The 14,857-nt window shown below is 44.3% G+C and carries 15 protein-coding genes; 7 read left to right on the top strand and 8 right to left on the bottom strand.

What is annotated here, in order from left to right; genetic code table 11:
• Positions 1 to 129 precede the first annotated feature (129 nt).
• The 4 genes from frr to rpsB form a co-directional block, all read right to left on the bottom strand.
• Complete coding sequence (gene frr, locus AB4496_RS16295; protein WP_009847417.1) at positions 130 to 687, bottom strand: ribosome recycling factor; 558 nt, start codon at positions 685 to 687, stop codon at positions 130 to 132.
• Positions 688 to 785: 98 nt separating this feature from the next.
• Positions 786 to 1,517: a UMP kinase gene (pyrH, locus tag AB4496_RS16290; RefSeq protein ID WP_009847418.1), complete on the bottom strand. Its 732-nt coding sequence runs from the start codon at positions 1,515 to 1,517 to the stop codon at positions 786 to 788.
• A 156-nt stretch (positions 1,518 to 1,673) separates the two neighbouring features.
• Complete coding sequence (tsf, locus tag AB4496_RS16285; RefSeq protein ID WP_009847419.1) at positions 1,674 to 2,519, bottom strand: translation elongation factor Ts; 846 nt, start codon at positions 2,517 to 2,519, stop codon at positions 1,674 to 1,676.
• Positions 2,520 to 2,656: 137 nt separating this feature from the next.
• Complete coding sequence (gene rpsB / locus AB4496_RS16280) at positions 2,657 to 3,388, bottom strand: 30S ribosomal protein S2 (RefSeq protein ID WP_009847420.1); 732 nt, start codon at positions 3,386 to 3,388, stop codon at positions 2,657 to 2,659.
• Positions 3,389 to 3,845: 457 nt separating this feature from the next.
• Here rpsB and map point away from each other — a divergent pair, with 457 nt between their 5' ends.
• From map to AB4496_RS16265, 3 genes are all read left to right on the top strand, one after another.
• Entirely contained in the window at positions 3,846 to 4,724 is an 879-nt protein-coding gene (gene map, locus AB4496_RS16275) for a type I methionyl aminopeptidase (RefSeq protein ID WP_102257776.1), read from the top strand.
• Positions 4,725 to 4,863: 139 nt separating this feature from the next.
• A complete protein-coding gene (glnD, locus tag AB4496_RS16270; RefSeq protein ID WP_009847422.1) occupies positions 4,864 to 7,485 on the top strand; it encodes a bifunctional uridylyltransferase/uridylyl-removing protein GlnD in 2,622 nt (873 codons plus the stop codon).
• A gap of 218 nt (positions 7,486 to 7,703) precedes the next feature.
• Positions 7,704 to 8,087: a DUF3461 family protein gene (locus tag AB4496_RS16265; RefSeq protein WP_004734354.1), complete on the top strand. Its 384-nt coding sequence runs from the start codon at positions 7,704 to 7,706 to the stop codon at positions 8,085 to 8,087.
• 161 nt (positions 8,088 to 8,248) lie between these two features.
• Here AB4496_RS16265 and truC read toward each other — a convergent pair whose 3' ends face one another.
• Together truC and AB4496_RS16255 are read right to left on the bottom strand one after the other, a co-directional pair.
• Complete coding sequence (gene truC, locus AB4496_RS16260; RefSeq protein WP_009847423.1) at positions 8,249 to 8,998, bottom strand: tRNA pseudouridine(65) synthase TruC; 750 nt, start codon at positions 8,996 to 8,998, stop codon at positions 8,249 to 8,251.
• Positions 8,998 to 9,312: a YqcC family protein gene (locus AB4496_RS16255; RefSeq protein ID WP_009847424.1), complete on the bottom strand. Its 315-nt coding sequence runs from the start codon at positions 9,310 to 9,312 to the stop codon at positions 8,998 to 9,000. Before AB4496_RS16255 ends, truC begins: the two co-directional genes overlap by 1 nt.
• Positions 9,313 to 9,399: 87 nt before the next feature.
• Here AB4496_RS16255 and AB4496_RS16250 point away from each other — a divergent pair, with 87 nt between their 5' ends.
• Both AB4496_RS16250 and AB4496_RS16245 read left to right on the top strand, forming a co-directional pair.
• A complete protein-coding gene (locus AB4496_RS16250) occupies positions 9,400 to 10,440 on the top strand; it encodes a DUF3549 family protein (RefSeq protein WP_009847425.1) in 1,041 nt (346 codons plus the stop codon).
• Between the two features lie 84 nt (positions 10,441 to 10,524).
• Positions 10,525 to 10,833, top strand: coding sequence for a DUF3301 domain-containing protein (locus AB4496_RS16245; RefSeq protein WP_009847426.1), 309 nt, complete (start codon positions 10,525 to 10,527; stop codon positions 10,831 to 10,833).
• Here the strand turns inward: AB4496_RS16245 and AB4496_RS16240 are convergent.
• Positions 10,799 to 11,317 (bottom strand): GNAT family N-acetyltransferase, encoded by a 519-nt coding sequence (locus tag AB4496_RS16240; protein ID WP_009847427.1) that lies wholly within the window; start codon positions 11,315 to 11,317, stop codon positions 10,799 to 10,801. The two genes, AB4496_RS16245 and AB4496_RS16240, sit on opposite strands and share 35 nt — an antisense overlap.
• 768 nt (positions 11,318 to 12,085) lie before the next feature.
• Between AB4496_RS16240 and AB4496_RS16235 the strand changes: the two genes are divergently transcribed.
• Positions 12,086 to 12,373, top strand: coding sequence for a hypothetical protein (locus tag AB4496_RS16235; RefSeq protein WP_009847428.1), 288 nt, complete (start codon positions 12,086 to 12,088; stop codon positions 12,371 to 12,373).
• A gap of 38 nt (positions 12,374 to 12,411) precedes the next feature.
• Positions 12,412 to 12,855 carry a YaiI/YqxD family protein gene (locus tag AB4496_RS16230; RefSeq protein ID WP_009847429.1) on the top strand — a complete coding sequence of 148 codons (444 nt, stop codon included), beginning with the start codon at positions 12,412 to 12,414 and terminating at the stop codon, positions 12,853 to 12,855.
• A 277-nt stretch (positions 12,856 to 13,132) separates the two neighbouring features.
• On the opposite strand, the gene AB4496_RS16225 is transcribed toward AB4496_RS16230, so the two are convergent.
• A complete protein-coding gene (locus AB4496_RS16225; RefSeq protein ID WP_009847430.1) occupies positions 13,133 to 14,719 on the bottom strand; it encodes an AbgT family transporter in 1,587 nt (528 codons plus the stop codon).
• Positions 14,720 to 14,857: the final 138 nt, after the last annotated feature.

Raw genomic sequence — 14,857 nt, 5'->3', positions numbered from 1 at the left:
GAGAGTCTGTGAACGCTTGAGAATTATGCATAAAAGAGTGAATCAAATTCTAATAGTCGAACAGAATAGCATAAAAAAACGCTGCACCGTGAGTACAGCGTTTTTCCTGAAAGAAAAGAATATGGAAAATTAAACTTCCATCAACTCTTTTTCTTTAACTGCTAGAACTTCGTCTACGTTCTTAACCGCAGCGTCAGTTAGCTTTTGAATTTCGTCTTGTGCTTTACGATCTTCGTCTTCTGAAATTTCTTTGTCTTTAAGAAGTGCTTTTAGATCGCCATTCGCGTCACGACGGATGTTACGAATAGCAACACGGCCACCTTCAGCCTCGCCACGAACGATTTTAACTAGGTCTTTACGACGTTCTTCCGTAAGCGGTGGAAGTGGAACGCGAATAACCGTACCTGCAGACATAGGGTTTAAGCCTAGGTCAGAAGTCATGATTGCTTTTTCAACAAGAGGAGTCAGTGTTTTATCAAACACTGTAATTGCTAGTGTACGTGCGTCTTCAGCAATAACGTTAGCTACTTGAGTCAAAGGTGTTGGTGCACCGTAGTACTCAACAGTAAGACCAGAAAGTAGGCTCGGGTGAGCACGGCCTGTACGGATTTTTTGTAGGCTGTTTTTTAGTGCATCAACACTTTTTACCATGCGCTCTTGAGCGTCTTTTTTGATTTCGTTAATCACAATTTCACCTTGATTATGTTCTTTCTTCAAGAAAGCTTTTTATTTGGAGTGATAAGGATAAGCTTACCGAAGCATTATACTTCAGTAAGCCCGAAAAATTAGTCAGCGTCGCTGATTAATGTACCTTCAGTTTCACCCATAACCACGCGACGTAGTGCGCCTGGCTTATTCATGTTAAATACACGGATTGGCATTTTGTGGTCACGTGCTAGCGTAAATGCGGCCAAGTCCATTACTTTCAATTCTTTTTCAAGAATGGTGTTGTAAGACAACGTATCATACAACTCTGCGTCTGGGTTTGCTACTGGGTCAGCAGTAAATACACCATCTACTTTTGTTGCTTTTAGAACTACGTCAGCTTCGATTTCGATACCGCGTAAACATGCAGCAGAGTCTGTAGTAAAGAATGGGTTACCAGTACCAGCAGAGAAGATCACAACACGACCTTGACGTAGTTGGCTGATTGCATCTGCCCAGTTGTAGTCGTCACATACACCTTTAAGAGGAATTGCTGACATTACACGTGCGTTTACGTAAGCACGGTGTAGTGCGTCACGCATAGCAAGGCCGTTCATTACCGTTGCCAGCATCCCCATATGGTCACCAACAACACGGTTCATACCCGCTTCTGCTAGGCCTGCGCCACGGAAAAGGTTACCACCACCGATAACAACACCAACTTGAACGCCTAGTTCAACTAATTCTTTTACTTCTTGAGCCATACGATCAAGGATCGTTGGGTCAATACCAAAACCTTCTTCGCCTTGTAGCGCTTCACCGCTAAGTTTTAACAGAATACGTTGATACGCTGGTTTAGGGTTCGTAGTCATGGAGCTTACCTTCCAAAGAGTTGATGATTAACAGTCATGGATAAAAACTGAAGAGCTCAGTTTGCATTCATAACAGCTAAAAGCCGGAAATAATTCATTATTCATAAAAAGACCGCAGCATTTGCCACGGTCTCTTTTCAAACAATACGCTAAGGATTAACCTTTTTGTACCGCTGCAACTTCGTCTGCGAAGCTCATTTCAGCTGCTTTCTCGATACCTTCACCAACTTCTAAACGAACGAAGGTAGTAACTGATGCGCCTTTCTCTTTAAGAATGTCAGCAACAGTTTTCTTAGGTTCCATGATGAAAGCTTGACCAGTAAGAGATACTTCGCCCGTGAATTTCTTCATACGGCCGATAACCATTTTCTCAGCGATCTCTTGTGGTTTGCCTTCGTTCATAGCGATTTCAACTTGAACAGCTTTTTCTTTTTCTACTACGTCAGCAGGTACGTCAGATGGGTTAACGTACTCAGGCTTAGAAGCAGCAACGTGCATAGCGATGTGCTTAAGCGTTTCAGCTTCGCCTTCACCAGCAACAACAACACCGATTTTCTCGCCGTGACGGTAAGAAGCTAGTGCAACACCTTCAACAAGCTCAACACGACGGATGCTGATGTTCTCACCGATCTTAGTTACTAGAGCGATACGTGCGTCTTCAAACTTAGCTTGAAGTGCAACGATGTCTAGACGTTCAGCTAGAGCAACTTCAGCAACTTCGTTAGCGAATGCAAGGAAACCTGCATCTTTAGCTACGAAATCAGTTTGGCAGTTCACTTCAAGAAGAGCAGCAACGCCAGCTTCTTCTTTAATGATGATTGCGCCTTCAGCAGCAACGTTACCAGCTTTTTTAGCTGCTTTCGCTGCGCCAGATTTACGCATATTTTCAATTGCTAGCTCGATGTCGCCTTCAGCAGCAACAAGCGCTTTTTTACATTCCATCATGCCCGCAGCTGTGCGTTCACGAAGTTCTTTAACTAGAGCTGCAGTTACAGTTGCCATTCTCTATTCCTCAGTAAATTCTAAAAAAGATAAAAAACAGGGGCCTAATTAATTGGCCCCTGATATTGACTGTATTCAGTTCTTAAGCCATCGATTATGACCGCTTAATATGAACTAAATATGGCTCAGAGCCGCTATTATTCAGCTTCTACAAAACCGTCTTTTTCAGCAGCTACAGCAGCAACATCTTTGTTACGACCTTCTTTAACCGCGTCTGCAGCAGCGTTTAGGTAAAGCTGTACTGCACGGATTGCATCATCGTTACCAGGGATAACGAAGTCAACACCGTCTGGGTTAGAGTTAGTATCAACTACAGCGTAAACTGGGATACCTAGGTTGTTTGCTTCTTTAACTGCGATGTGTTCGTGATCAGCATCGATAACGAATAGAGCGTCTGGAAGGCCGCCCATGTTCTTGATACCACCAAGAGACTTCTCTAGCTTCTCCATTTCACGAGTGCGCATTAGAGCTTCTTTCTTAGTAAGCTTGTCGAAAGTACCGTCTTGAGCTTGCGCTTCAAGTTCTTTCAGACGCTTGATAGACTGACGAACAGTTTTGTAGTTCGTTAGCATACCGCCTAACCAGCGGTTGTTAACGTAGAACTGGTTGCTGTTGATAGCAGCTTCTTTAACAGCTTCAGATGCAGCGCGCTTAGTACCAACAAAAAGAACTTTACCTTTCTTCTCGCCAACTTTAGCGATTTCAGCTAGAGCGTCGTTGAACATTGGTACAGTTTTTTCTAGGTTGATGATATGTACTTTGTTACGAGCACCAAAGATGAATGGCTTCATTTTTGGGTTCCAGTAACGAGTTTGGTGACCGAAGTGAACACCAGCTTTAAGCATATCGCGCATTGATACAGTTGCCATTTTAAAATCCTCTATGGGGTTAGGCCTCCACATCCCCCATGAATCCGACCCCTAACAACTAACCACTTTTCAGCCGTTATCTGTGTTGTTGAGGCACCCCGGAACATGTGTCGGAATGTGTGTGATTTAAAGAAATAAGTTAGTGGACACAAAGCTTGTTTCGCCAATTGGAGAAAACAGTCCTGATGTCCGGCGCGCTTTATACCATATTTTGTCTATCTATGGCTAGAAAAAAATCCAAAAATGGCGACTGCTATACTCTAGCCTATTAGCGGATTTCACCGATAAATCGCGGCCTAATCAAATCGATTCAGCATCGTCTTACAGAGCAATATCGGCTTAAATTAAGTAGTATCCACCAGCATTGTATGGATATGGGAATGTTGCGCTAAAATGCTGCACTGATAGAATAGCCCCAATATGCACACTTAGGTGCTACCAAATTAAGAGATATGCAATGGCTGTAAAAATTAAAACTGCTGAAGAAATTGGAAAAATGCGCGTCGCCGGCAAGCTGGCTTCTGAAATTTTAGAGATGATTGAACCTCACATCCAAGTGGGTACAACGACAGAAGAGCTTAACCAAATCTGTCACGAGTACGCTCTAGAGAGAGGCGCATACTCAGCACCACTTGATTACCACGGTTTCCCTAAGTCTATCTGTACGTCTATCAACCACATCGTGTGTCATGGTATTCCAGCATCACAAGATGAGACTGGTAGCACAGGTCAATTCAAACCTGCAGTATTGAAAGATGGCGATATTCTAAACGTTGATATCACTGTGATTGTTCCTGATGACGAAAATGCAGACCTAAGCACTCGTCCGCAAGGTTACCATGGTGACACATCTAAAATGTTCCTTGTGGGTGAAGTTTCACCAGCAAACAAACGTCTATGCATGGTTGCTCAAGAAGCACTTTACGAAGGCATGCGTCAGGTTAAACCAGGCGTTCAACTTGGCCAAGTTGGTACTGCTATCGAGAAGTACATCAAGACAAACAACAAGAATAACCCACGCGCTAAGTTCTCTATTGTAAAAGATTACTGTGGTCACGGCATTGGTTCTGAGTTCCACGAAGATCCACAAGTCGTTCACTACAAAAACAGCGATCGCACAGTGCTAAAAGCAGGCATGTGTTTCACAATCGAGCCAATGATCAATGCTGGTAAATTTGGTTGCCGTCTAGATGACGAAGATAGCTGGACAGTGTACACAGCTGACAGCAAGAACTCGGCTCAGTGGGAACACACTTTAGTTGTTACTGATACTGGTTGTGAAGTACTAACACTACGCAGTGATGATACGATTCCACGTATCATGAAGAACGCTTAGTTCAACAAACTGAACACCTCAGACTTTTGAAAATATCCTCGCATTGCCGAGGATATTTTTTTATCCGCTCAATTTCGATTTTGCATCAGCTTCTGTTAAATTGTTTACTATTCTCATTTGCTTGCACGGATAGCAGACTATGCCTTATCAATGCCCTATTACGTTCAATGACGAACAACTTGAAATCTGCGAATTAAAAAATCAGCTCGAAATCTTCACGCAGTATCAAAAGAGTGAATTTCTAAATCATCATCCAGTTACCGATTTGGTTCTGCTGCGCTCCGAATACATGGATTTGCTTCTCAACCGTTTATGGGAGCATTTCGGATTTAGCAAACTGCCTCATATTGCGTTGGTCGCAGTAGGCGGCTATGGCCGTGGTGAACTACACCCTTTATCCGATATTGATATTCTCATCGTCTCGCAAAGAACTCTACCATCAGCACTAGGTGAGAAAGTCAGTCAATTCATCACCCTACTGTGGGATTTGAAGCTAGAAGTCGGCCACGCAGTCCGTACCATTGCCGAGTGTCTTGAGATTGGCATCGATGATTTAACCGTTGCGACCAACTTACAAGAGTCACGTTTACTATGCGGAAGCGAAGACACCTTTCAAGAGTTAAAGCTAAAGATTCATTCCGATTCATTTTGGCCAAGTGAGACCTTCTACAAGGCGAAGATTCAAGAACAGAGAGAGCGTCACGCTCGTTATCACGACACAACTTACAATCTAGAGCCGGATATCAAATCAACTCCGGGCGGGCTCAGAGACATCCACACTCTGAGTTGGGTAGCACGTCGCCACTTCGGTGCGACTTCTTTGTTAGAAATGAGCAAGTATGGCTTTCTTACCGATGCCGAATATCGTGAACTCGTGGAGTGCCAAGATTTCTTATGGCGCGTTCGCTTTGCACTGCACATAGAGCTGCGCCGTTATGACAACCGACTTACCTTTGCGCATCAGGCTCAAGTAGCCGAACACCTTGGTTACACTGGTGAGGGCAATCGCGGCGTAGAAATGATGATGAAGGAGTTCTACCGAACACTTCGTCGTGTAGCAGAGCTCAACAAGATGCTGCTTAAGCTGTTTGACCAAGCAATCATTAACGGTGGTCAAACACAAGAAGCCGAGATTCTCGACAATGACTTCCAACGTCGAGGTTCATTAATCGAAGCGCGTAAGCCAGCCCTATTCCAAGCACGGCCAGAAACGATTCTCGATATGTTTATCCATATCGCGAATGACTCGACGATCGAAGGGGTAAGCCCACCAACATTACGACAACTGCGAACGGCGCGTCGCCGATTGAACCGCTTCCTGCATACCATTCCTGAAGCTCGTGACAAGTTCATGGATTTAGTTCGCCACCCCAACGCACTGCACAAAGCTTTTAGCTTGATGCATAAACTGGGCGTGCTATCGGCGTACTTACCGCAATGGAGCCAAATTGTCGGCCAAATGCAGTTTGATCTGTTCCACGTTTACACCGTGGATGAACACAGTATTCGCCTGCTCAAGCACATCAACCGCTTTAGCCAAGTAGAGAACCACGACAAACACCCAATTTGTTGTGAAGTGTACCCTCGAGTTCAGAAAAAAGAACTCCTGATCCTCGCCGCTATCTTCCACGACATCGGAAAAGGCCGTGGTGGAGACCACTCGGAAATCGGCGCCGTTGAGGCTTACTCTTTCTGTATTGAGCATGGGCTATCGAAGCCTGAAGCCAAACAAGTTGCGTGGCTAGTACAAAACCACCTATTAATGTCAGTGACCGCTCAGCGCCGTGATATCTACGATCCGGATGTGATTACCGAATTCGCCAAAAAAGTTCGCGATGAAGAGTCACTTGAGCTGCTGGTTTGCTTAACTGTCGCTGATATCTGTGCTACCAACCCAGAGCTATGGAACAGCTGGAAACGTACCCTACTCGCAGAGCTATTCCATTCTACGCAGCGAGCACTGCGTCGCGGCTTGGAAAACCCAGTCGATGTCAGAGACCGTATTCGTCACAATCAACAAATGGCATCTGCACTGCTGCGTAAAGAAGGTTTCTCCGCTCGTGAAATTGAAGTGTTGTGGCAGCGTTTTAAAGCTGACTATTTTTTGCGTCATACACACACTCAAATTGCTTGGCACTGTGAGCACTTACTTCGCTTAGAAGATCCGAGCCAACCTTTAGTACTTATCAGCAAAAAAGCAACACGAGGTGGTACAGAGGTATTCGTATACTGTAAAGACCAAGCAGCACTTTTCGCCACCGTTGTTGCCGAGCTCGACAGACGTAACTTTAACGTTCACGACGCACAGGTCATGGTCAGTAAAGATGGTCACGTTTTGGATACCTTTATCGTACTTGATCAACATGGTGAAGCGATTGATGAAGCAAGGCACAAAGCCGTTGCGAAGCATCTAACTCATGTTCTGGCTGATGGCCGTCCAACTAAGATTAAGACACGTCGCACGCCTCGAAACTTGCAGCATTTCAAGGTAAAAACTCGGGTTGAGTTCCTACCAACTAAGAGCAAGAAGCGCACCTTGATGGAGTTGAGAGCTCTTGATACACCGGGGTTGTTGGCTCAAGTCGGCGCAACCTTTGCTGAGTTAGACATCAATTTGCACGGCGCTAAAATTACCACCATCGGCGAACGTGCAGAAGATTTGTTTATTCTGACCAGTGACGCGGGAGGAAGGTTGTCTGAAGAACAAGAACAAGCCTTAAGAGAAAGATTAACCGAGCACGTTTCAGAACTCGCACCTTAGAAAGCTAATTTAGAGCTAGAAGTAAGTTGTGACGAGGAAACAAGTTTAGCTCTAGGAGCTGCTTTAATAGCCAAATAAGTGTGGGCAAAGATAGAGAGCGATCTTGCCCACAACTTACAATCAATTCACAGATATCAACTATCTAGCTCGTCGTTAGGCTGCTACATTGATCAAGTCAATTACATAAAAGTATTACATTCATAACCTAGAGGTCGCTTATGTATCCAAACCTCACTGGCTTAGGTATCCACGAACCTAAACAGATTGAACGTTACTCCCTTCGCCAAGAAGCGCACAAAGATATCCTGAAGATTTACTTTCGTAAGCAGAAAGGTGAACTGTTCGCGAAAAGCGTTAAGTTTAAGTACCCACGACAAGTAAAAAGTGTGCTTGTTAGCGGCGGCAATAATCAATACAAAGAAGTGACCGAGATTAACCGCAACCTCACTCTTGTGATTGATGAACTCAACAAAATCACCAAACCGACGCCAACGGCTGAGGTGGATGTGAAGCAGAAGATCCTTACTGACTTACGCCATCTAGAAAAAGTGGTATCAAGCAAGATCGCAGAGATCGAAGCCGATCTAGAAAAACTTAAATGATCCCGCGATTAACTGTTAGCAATTAACGATTAACTAACCTACATTAGTTATGCCGTTAAGGTCGCACAGACATCAAAAAGGGCTGATATCACTATCAGCCCTTTGTTTTTATTCTATTTTCTCTATTCACTTAGACTCGCGATTGCTTAAACACGCGTGACTTACTTCGACAAGCAAGTTTGAGCATCGATTAAGTTGGCATCCCACTCAAAAGTTTCAAACAACCTTAACCACGTTTCATCTAAGTTCGCCTTCATCACCAATTCTTCTTTAGTGAAAGGATGAATGAAGCGCAATTCAGAAGCATGCAGCAACAGACGGTGTGAGTCTAAATCATCACGGAACAGTCGGTTATGCTTACCATCACCATGTGAAGTATCGCCCACGATTGGGTGTCTTAGATGAGCCATGTGACGACGCAGCTGATGTTTACGTCCTGTCTTTGGCATCATCTCAACTAAGCAATAACGACTGGTAGGAAAACGGCCTGTTGAATACGGCACTTCGACTTTCGCTAACGGCTCGTAAACAGTGACGGCCTCTTGTGGTTCTTTATCTTCTTTCGCGAACTTATCGGCGATCTTATCCAACTCGACCTTGAGTGCATAATCGAGCGTATCGCCCTCTTCTATCCACCCACGGACAATCGCATGATAAGTCTTTTGCATCTCATGGTTGGCGAACATCGGCATCACCTCTGAGGCAACCTCACTCGACAGTGCGAACACCAATACGCCAGACGTTGGACGGTCTAAGCGATGCAGAGGAAATACGTGCTGACCAATTTGGTCGCGCAGAGTCTGCATCACAAACTGAGTCTCGTGTTTATCCAACCATGAGCGATGCACTAGCATACCCGCTGGCTTATTCACCGCGACAAAATACTCATCTTGATAAATGATCTCTAACATTACGCGCATACCTCATCAATGCTCTGAATCGTCACTAGCAGTTCAGCTTTGTCTGCCTCATTTTTCCACACTTCACCAAAATAAGGATGAATCGCAAAGCCTTTCGGTAGGCTCATTTGGGCATCCATCATTGCGTTGATCTTTACGATAAAGATCCACTGCAACCACTCTTCTGGTTGTAGCGAGTCAATCGCAAAAGGCTCAACGCTCGCCAAAGCTTCATTCGAAGGCGGAAGTTCACTCCATAGCGAACATTGGCGCATTTGTTGTTCTAATTGTTGAAGTAAAGGAGGTAACTTTGTGGCAGCTGTCATTTTTCACCAAGTTATTTATCTAGTGACCTTGAAATTGGGGCATAGAGTACCATCTATTTAGGAAAGAAAGTTAGGAGCTTTATTACTATGGAAACCATTCACACGCTCACTCAGTTACTAAAGAATAGCGGTTGCCAATACGACATCTACGACCTAGGTCGTCGTATCCAGAAAATCGACAACACCCTATTCTCTGATGTTGAGCAGGGGAAACAGCCATACCCGTTTCCACTTCAGAAACAAGCTCACTTAGCGATTAGCTACTGGAACGAACACAAGCAACCTTGGATCTGGTTCCTAAAATTCAAACTCGATGAAAGAGGCTTACTGCATCAAGGGGATGTGGGTAATTTTCTTAAGTTTGTTATCGAAGCGATGGGCACACGTTTGAACGGTGATATCAGCGAAGAGCAACAACAAAAGCTGTCTAACAACCCATATACCTTCAAGCCTTCAGAAGACAAAATGGCCGTATTTCATAGCCAAGTAAGAGCAGGGTTAGACCTAGCGACGAGCCAATATTACGAACACGCTCAACACTACTTCACTGGCGACCTAGGTTGGGACAACTGGAAAACCGTTGGTCTTCAAGGCATCACCGATATGTGTGCTCGCTTAGGCAGTCAGCAAAACGGTGTCGCTATTCGCAAGGCATTGAATAAACTGCCATCAGAGCCGCTATACGCAACACTAGGGGCGCTTGAGCACACGCAAATCAATGATAAGCTCGCTCAACGCTTACAAGAGATGGCAGACAATGAGATTAACAGTCAAGAGCCGGATCTGTTCTTACTGTCAGCTTTGGTTCGTGCCCTTTCCGGTGCAGAACAAGGAATCGCGAATAACATCATTAACCAAGTTCTCGCTAGTCCACGCTTAAGCCACCAAGAGGTGTTAATTGGTTTAGCGGGTCGCAGCTGGCACGCACTACAAGATCCAGCGATTGCCGAGCAATTCTTGTTACGTCTCGCACAAACAGGCAACCAAAACCTGTTCAATCAGTTATTTGCAGATTTAGTGATGATTCCGACACTAAGAATGGTATTTTTGCCGTTGTTGAATTCGAACCCATCACCAGAACTCGCAAATGCATTGATTGAGTTACAACAAGCGGCTAAGTCGCAATAAAAACTAGACAGAACAGCTCAGTAGCTCGTAACAACGAGCTCAAAACACAATTGGAATAGAAAGATAAAAGGAAGTATGGACTAAATGATAGATAACTTAGTGGCTATTTTGATGCTGTGCTTCTTTTGCTTTCTGTTTTGGCAGCAGCGCAGGCAATCCGAGCTTGCGAAAGCTGCCATTGCGAGAAAGTGTAAAGAGCTCGACTTGCAGCTATTAAGCGTTGCCTTCAACGGTCATAAACTTAAGATGCGCCATGAACTCACGACCATTTGGCGCTGGCATACTGTGTACCATTTTGAATTTTCGGCATTAGGTGATGACCTATACCAAGGAAAACTGACCATGGTCGGCTTCCGCTCTATGCGGTTTGAGCTACAGCCTCATAGAATGTAACGTCGCAGTGCGCGTTATAGCTATATTCATGATAAGGGCCAAACGAATCTTGTTTGGTTTCCTTAAATTCAAATCCTAGTTTTTCTAATAACTTAATCGATGGGTTGTGGCCGACATTCACAGTCGCAACAACATTCGTTAGGCGCTCTTCAAAACACACCAAACTTAAAAATGGTTTTAGCACCTCACTAGCAAAGCCGCGATTCCAATACTCTTTATCCAAAATAAAGCCAAGCTCATGCCTACCCTCTTCTGATGAAATAAAGACATGCCCAAGATATTCACGGGTTTGGTTGTGGATGATAGCGCGGCAGAAGCCGACGTTGTCTTGCAGTATCTCTTGAAATAAGAACTTCGCAGAGGCAATAGAGTGCGGCCCATTCATTTCAGAACGATTAACGGGGCAGCAATTCAACTTGATAAAGTCGTGTTGTAGCTGTTCGGTATAAGGTACCAACAGCGTTCTTGAGGTTGCTATCGTCATAAAACACTCCTTGTGTTGACCATTAGCAGAAAAGCAGATGTCGCGATCTTAGATAAAAGCTCCTGAATTAAAGAGCCCCCTAGAGAGAAGAAAAGCCTCAGATAAAGAAAAGCCCCGACACCGAAGTGTCAGGGCTAGGGTCTTACTCGCAGCAGTCCGGCTACTAATAAATGCTCCATGCATCATCCATAATAGTGGCTGTAATCCTTCAGCTCTTTCCTTTACTTCGCCGTCCTAGCGGTGTCCAATCATCCTGAAAGCTAACAATCCTAGTTAGCGCACATCACTTGTTCCGTGAGCGGTGTCCTTTACATCGTCCTGATGCTAATCCAACCCTTTAAATCCTAAAGGTGTCCATTGTCATTCCGTTGCAGCTAACTTCCTGTTAACTGACTGTATCCCTACAATGTCCTTACGCTCCATGCTTGACTACTCAATCCTAAGTAACCAAATCTTCATCCTGAAGATAACCAAATCCTTGGTGCTTTCCTGTTCCGTGTCAGAATCCTTCCGACAAGGTTTAATTTACGCGATTTACGATTTGGGACAATAGATTTGCATCACACTTTGAATTCATAAAAGTTGTTAATTATATAAAACAACAAAAAATCAACCACTTAATCATATGCACCTCAATCTCTCTAGCGATGTATTCGTGTTATCTCACAACCTTTGTAAGAGATCTCTCACAAGCTATGGGCGGTTTTATGATTCGCTATCACTCACCAGAGCGAGTAAAATGGCTGAAGACTAAAAATGGAGGTCAACATGCTGACAAAAGATGTGTCTGAAGAGTTGAAATCAGTGCTTGAAGGACTGCAAGCACAAGGGAAAGAGCCTACAGTTGCTTTAGTTAAAGCTCGTATGAGTACATCGGTTCCGATGCCCGCTTTAATCACAACCATCAAGAGCTGGAAAAGCGCGAATCGCGTTCCTAAAGTTGAAGTCGCGACACAAGAAGAGCCAGCACTCGATCGTGTTAGCCAACTGGAAAAGCAAATCCTTGAACTTACCACCCGCGTTGCCACGCTAGAAGCCAAGTTAACGGAACAATAAGTTAACTGAGCAATAAGCTAACAGAGAAATAGAACACTATGAAAATATGGGTTGATGCGGACGCTTGTCCTAAGGTTATCCGAGAAACAATCGTACGCGCAGCTGAGCGCACTGGGGTTGAATGTACCTTCGTGGCAAACCATCTGGTTCCTGTCCCTAAACGCAATAACATCCACTCAATTCAAGTCCCAAGCGGATTTGATATTGCAGATGATGAAATCGTAAAACGCACTGAACCCGGTGATCTCGTGATTACATCCGATATCCCTCTCGCCGATGAAGTGATCACCAAAGGTGGTCAAGCACTTAGCTCTCGTGGCGAGCTCTACACCAAAGAAACCATCAAAGCGCGCCTGAACATTCGTGACTTTATGGATACCATGCGTTCAAGCGGCATCCAAACGGGTGGACCAAGCGCCCTCTCACAGACCGATCGTCGTGAGTTCGCGAATCATCTTGATCGCCTGCTAGCAAAGCGCTAATCATTAAGAAACATTGAGATTCGTTCATAGCCATAACCGTGAACCTGTAGATATGTTTGTCGACATACTCCGTTTTTGTTACTTAACACTTGATACTAAGTGCTACTTTAACGGAGTATTGATGATCCACCTTGTCACCATCTCTTCTTTTTAAATCATCCCAATTTTCTACACTCTTTCAGATCACTTTCCGTGATTGGTACACCATACTTTCGATCAAAAAAAACCTGCACGAAGCAGGCTTTAAAATCTAACAATATGACTTGTACTAACGTTACTACGGCGTGTAGAACGTTGCTGCACCTGGGCCTACTGGAAGACCAAATACGAACACCCATAGGTAGAACAAGATGCTCCAACCGAACATAAAGCAGATTGAGTATGGAAGCATTGTAGCAATCAGAGTACCGATACCAAGGTTCTTCATGTAACGCGTCGCTACAGCAAGAATAAGACCGAAGTAGCTCATCATTGGTGTAATGATGTTCGTCGTTGAATCACCGATACGGTAAGCTGCTTGAATCGTTTCTGGTGCGTAACCAACAAGCATTAGCATAGGTACAAAGATAGGTGCTGTTACTGCCCACTGAGCAGAAGCCGAACCGATCATTAGGTTAATGAAGCCACACATTAGGATAAATGCAAAGAACAACATTGGGCCAGTAAGACCGATATCTTGTAAGAAGCTAGCGCCACCAACAGCGATTACTTGACCAAAGTTAGTCCACTTAAAGAAAGCAACAAACTGTGCAGCAAAGAATACAAGAACAATGTACATGCCCATTGAAGACATAGACGTTGCCATCGCGTTGATCACATCACGATCGTTCTTCATTGAACCGGTAACTTTACCGTAAACAAAACCAGGAATAGCGAAGAATACAAAGATAAACGCAACAATACTCTTCAAGAATGGAGAACCCGAAACCGTACCAGACGCTGAACGTAGAACACCGTCAGCTGGAACGATAGTCCACGCTAGAAGTGCAGAAACAGCCAATACAGCAATACCTGCTAGTTTTAGACCTTTCTTCTCAACATCCGTCAGTCTGCCCATCGAATCATTTGATAAATCTTCAGAAGCTTCTTCGTCGTTGTATTTACCCAACTTAGGTTCAACAATCTTCTCAGTTACAAATGCACCTGTAATCGCGATGAAGAAAGTAGAAACAAACATGAAGTACCAGTTTGACTCAGGACCAACCGTGTAAGACGGGTCAATCATCTGTGCCGCTGTTTCTGTAATACCAGAAAGCAGTGGGTCAACCGTACCGATAAGTAGGTTTGCAGAGTAACCACCTGACACACCAGCGAATGCCGCAGCAAGACCAGCAAGAGGGTGACGACCTAAAGAATGGAAAAGCATTGCTGCTAGTGGAATAAGTACCACATAGCCAAGCTCTGATGCTGTGTTAGAGATAATACCTGCAAACACAACAGTTACTGTAACCATACGCTTAGAAGCACCCATTACCATGCCACGCATTGCAGCAGATAGTAGACCTGAGTGTTCAGCAATCGCTACACCAAGCATAGCAACAAGTACAGTACCTAGTGGAGCAAAACCAACAAAGTTCTTAACTAAGTTAGTCACAATAAGTTGTAGACCTTCTGCGTTAAGCAGACTTACAACGTGGATCATGCCGTCAGCAGCACGACCTTTAGCACCTTCTGGTCGAGGGTCCATAACAGACACTTCGAAGTAACCAGCAATACCTGAAGTAACGAGGATTGCTAAGCAGAAGATTGCGAAAAGAGTGATTGGGTGGGGTAATAGGTTCCCCAAATATTCAACGCCATCTAAAAAGCGAGTAAAAATAGGTTTTTTAGGCGAATTGTTTTTTATTGAAGCTGATGAACTCATCAGTTCCCTCCTTGTAGTGATTCCTGTGCAATTGTGACAAAGATGTTTAAATTGCCCGCGCAGATTACTCGACAAAAGGGTCAATTAGAAATCGTAAATGTTACAAAGTGTGTAATAAACCATTCTTTTTAACTTAAT

Origin of the sequence: Vibrio sp. 10N.222.46.A1 (assembly GCF_041473595.1) — a bacterium.
Lineage (GTDB): Bacteria > Pseudomonadota > Gammaproteobacteria > Enterobacterales > Vibrionaceae > Vibrio > Vibrio tasmaniensis_A.
Note: the sequence above shows the minus strand (reverse complement) of the source record. Positions and strands in the feature narration are given on the sequence as shown.

What these genes read in the sequence shown, in the direction of transcription:
- pyrH (WP_009847418.1), bottom strand. Translation starts at nt 1,517, where the DNA reads ATGACTACGAACCCTAAACCAGCGTATCAACGTATTCTGTTAAAACTT.
- tsf (WP_009847419.1), bottom strand. Translation starts at nt 2,519, where the DNA reads ATGGCAACTGTAACTGCAGCTCTAGTTAAAGAACTTCGTGAACGCACA.
- rpsB (WP_009847420.1), bottom strand. Translation starts at nt 3,388, where the DNA reads ATGGCAACTGTATCAATGCGCGATATGCTTAAAGCTGGTGTTCACTTC.
- map (WP_102257776.1), top strand. Translation starts at nt 3,846, where the DNA reads ATGGCTGTAAAAATTAAAACTGCTGAAGAAATTGGAAAAATGCGCGTC.
- glnD (WP_009847422.1), top strand. Translation starts at nt 4,864, where the DNA reads ATGCCTTATCAATGCCCTATTACGTTCAATGACGAACAACTTGAAATC.
- AB4496_RS16265 (WP_004734354.1), top strand. Translation starts at nt 7,704, where the DNA reads ATGTATCCAAACCTCACTGGCTTAGGTATCCACGAACCTAAACAGATT.
- truC (WP_009847423.1), bottom strand. Translation starts at nt 8,998, where the DNA reads ATGTTAGAGATCATTTATCAAGATGAGTATTTTGTCGCGGTGAATAAG.
- AB4496_RS16255 (WP_009847424.1), bottom strand. Translation starts at nt 9,312, where the DNA reads ATGACAGCTGCCACAAAGTTACCTCCTTTACTTCAACAATTAGAACAA.
- AB4496_RS16250 (WP_009847425.1), top strand. Translation starts at nt 9,400, where the DNA reads ATGGAAACCATTCACACGCTCACTCAGTTACTAAAGAATAGCGGTTGC.
- AB4496_RS16245 (WP_009847426.1), top strand. Translation starts at nt 10,525, where the DNA reads ATGATAGATAACTTAGTGGCTATTTTGATGCTGTGCTTCTTTTGCTTT.
- AB4496_RS16240 (WP_009847427.1), bottom strand. Translation starts at nt 11,317, where the DNA reads ATGACGATAGCAACCTCAAGAACGCTGTTGGTACCTTATACCGAACAG.
- AB4496_RS16235 (WP_009847428.1), top strand. Translation starts at nt 12,086, where the DNA reads ATGCTGACAAAAGATGTGTCTGAAGAGTTGAAATCAGTGCTTGAAGGA.
- AB4496_RS16230 (WP_009847429.1), top strand. Translation starts at nt 12,412, where the DNA reads ATGAAAATATGGGTTGATGCGGACGCTTGTCCTAAGGTTATCCGAGAA.
- AB4496_RS16225 (WP_009847430.1), bottom strand. Translation starts at nt 14,719, where the DNA reads ATGAGTTCATCAGCTTCAATAAAAAACAATTCGCCTAAAAAACCTATT.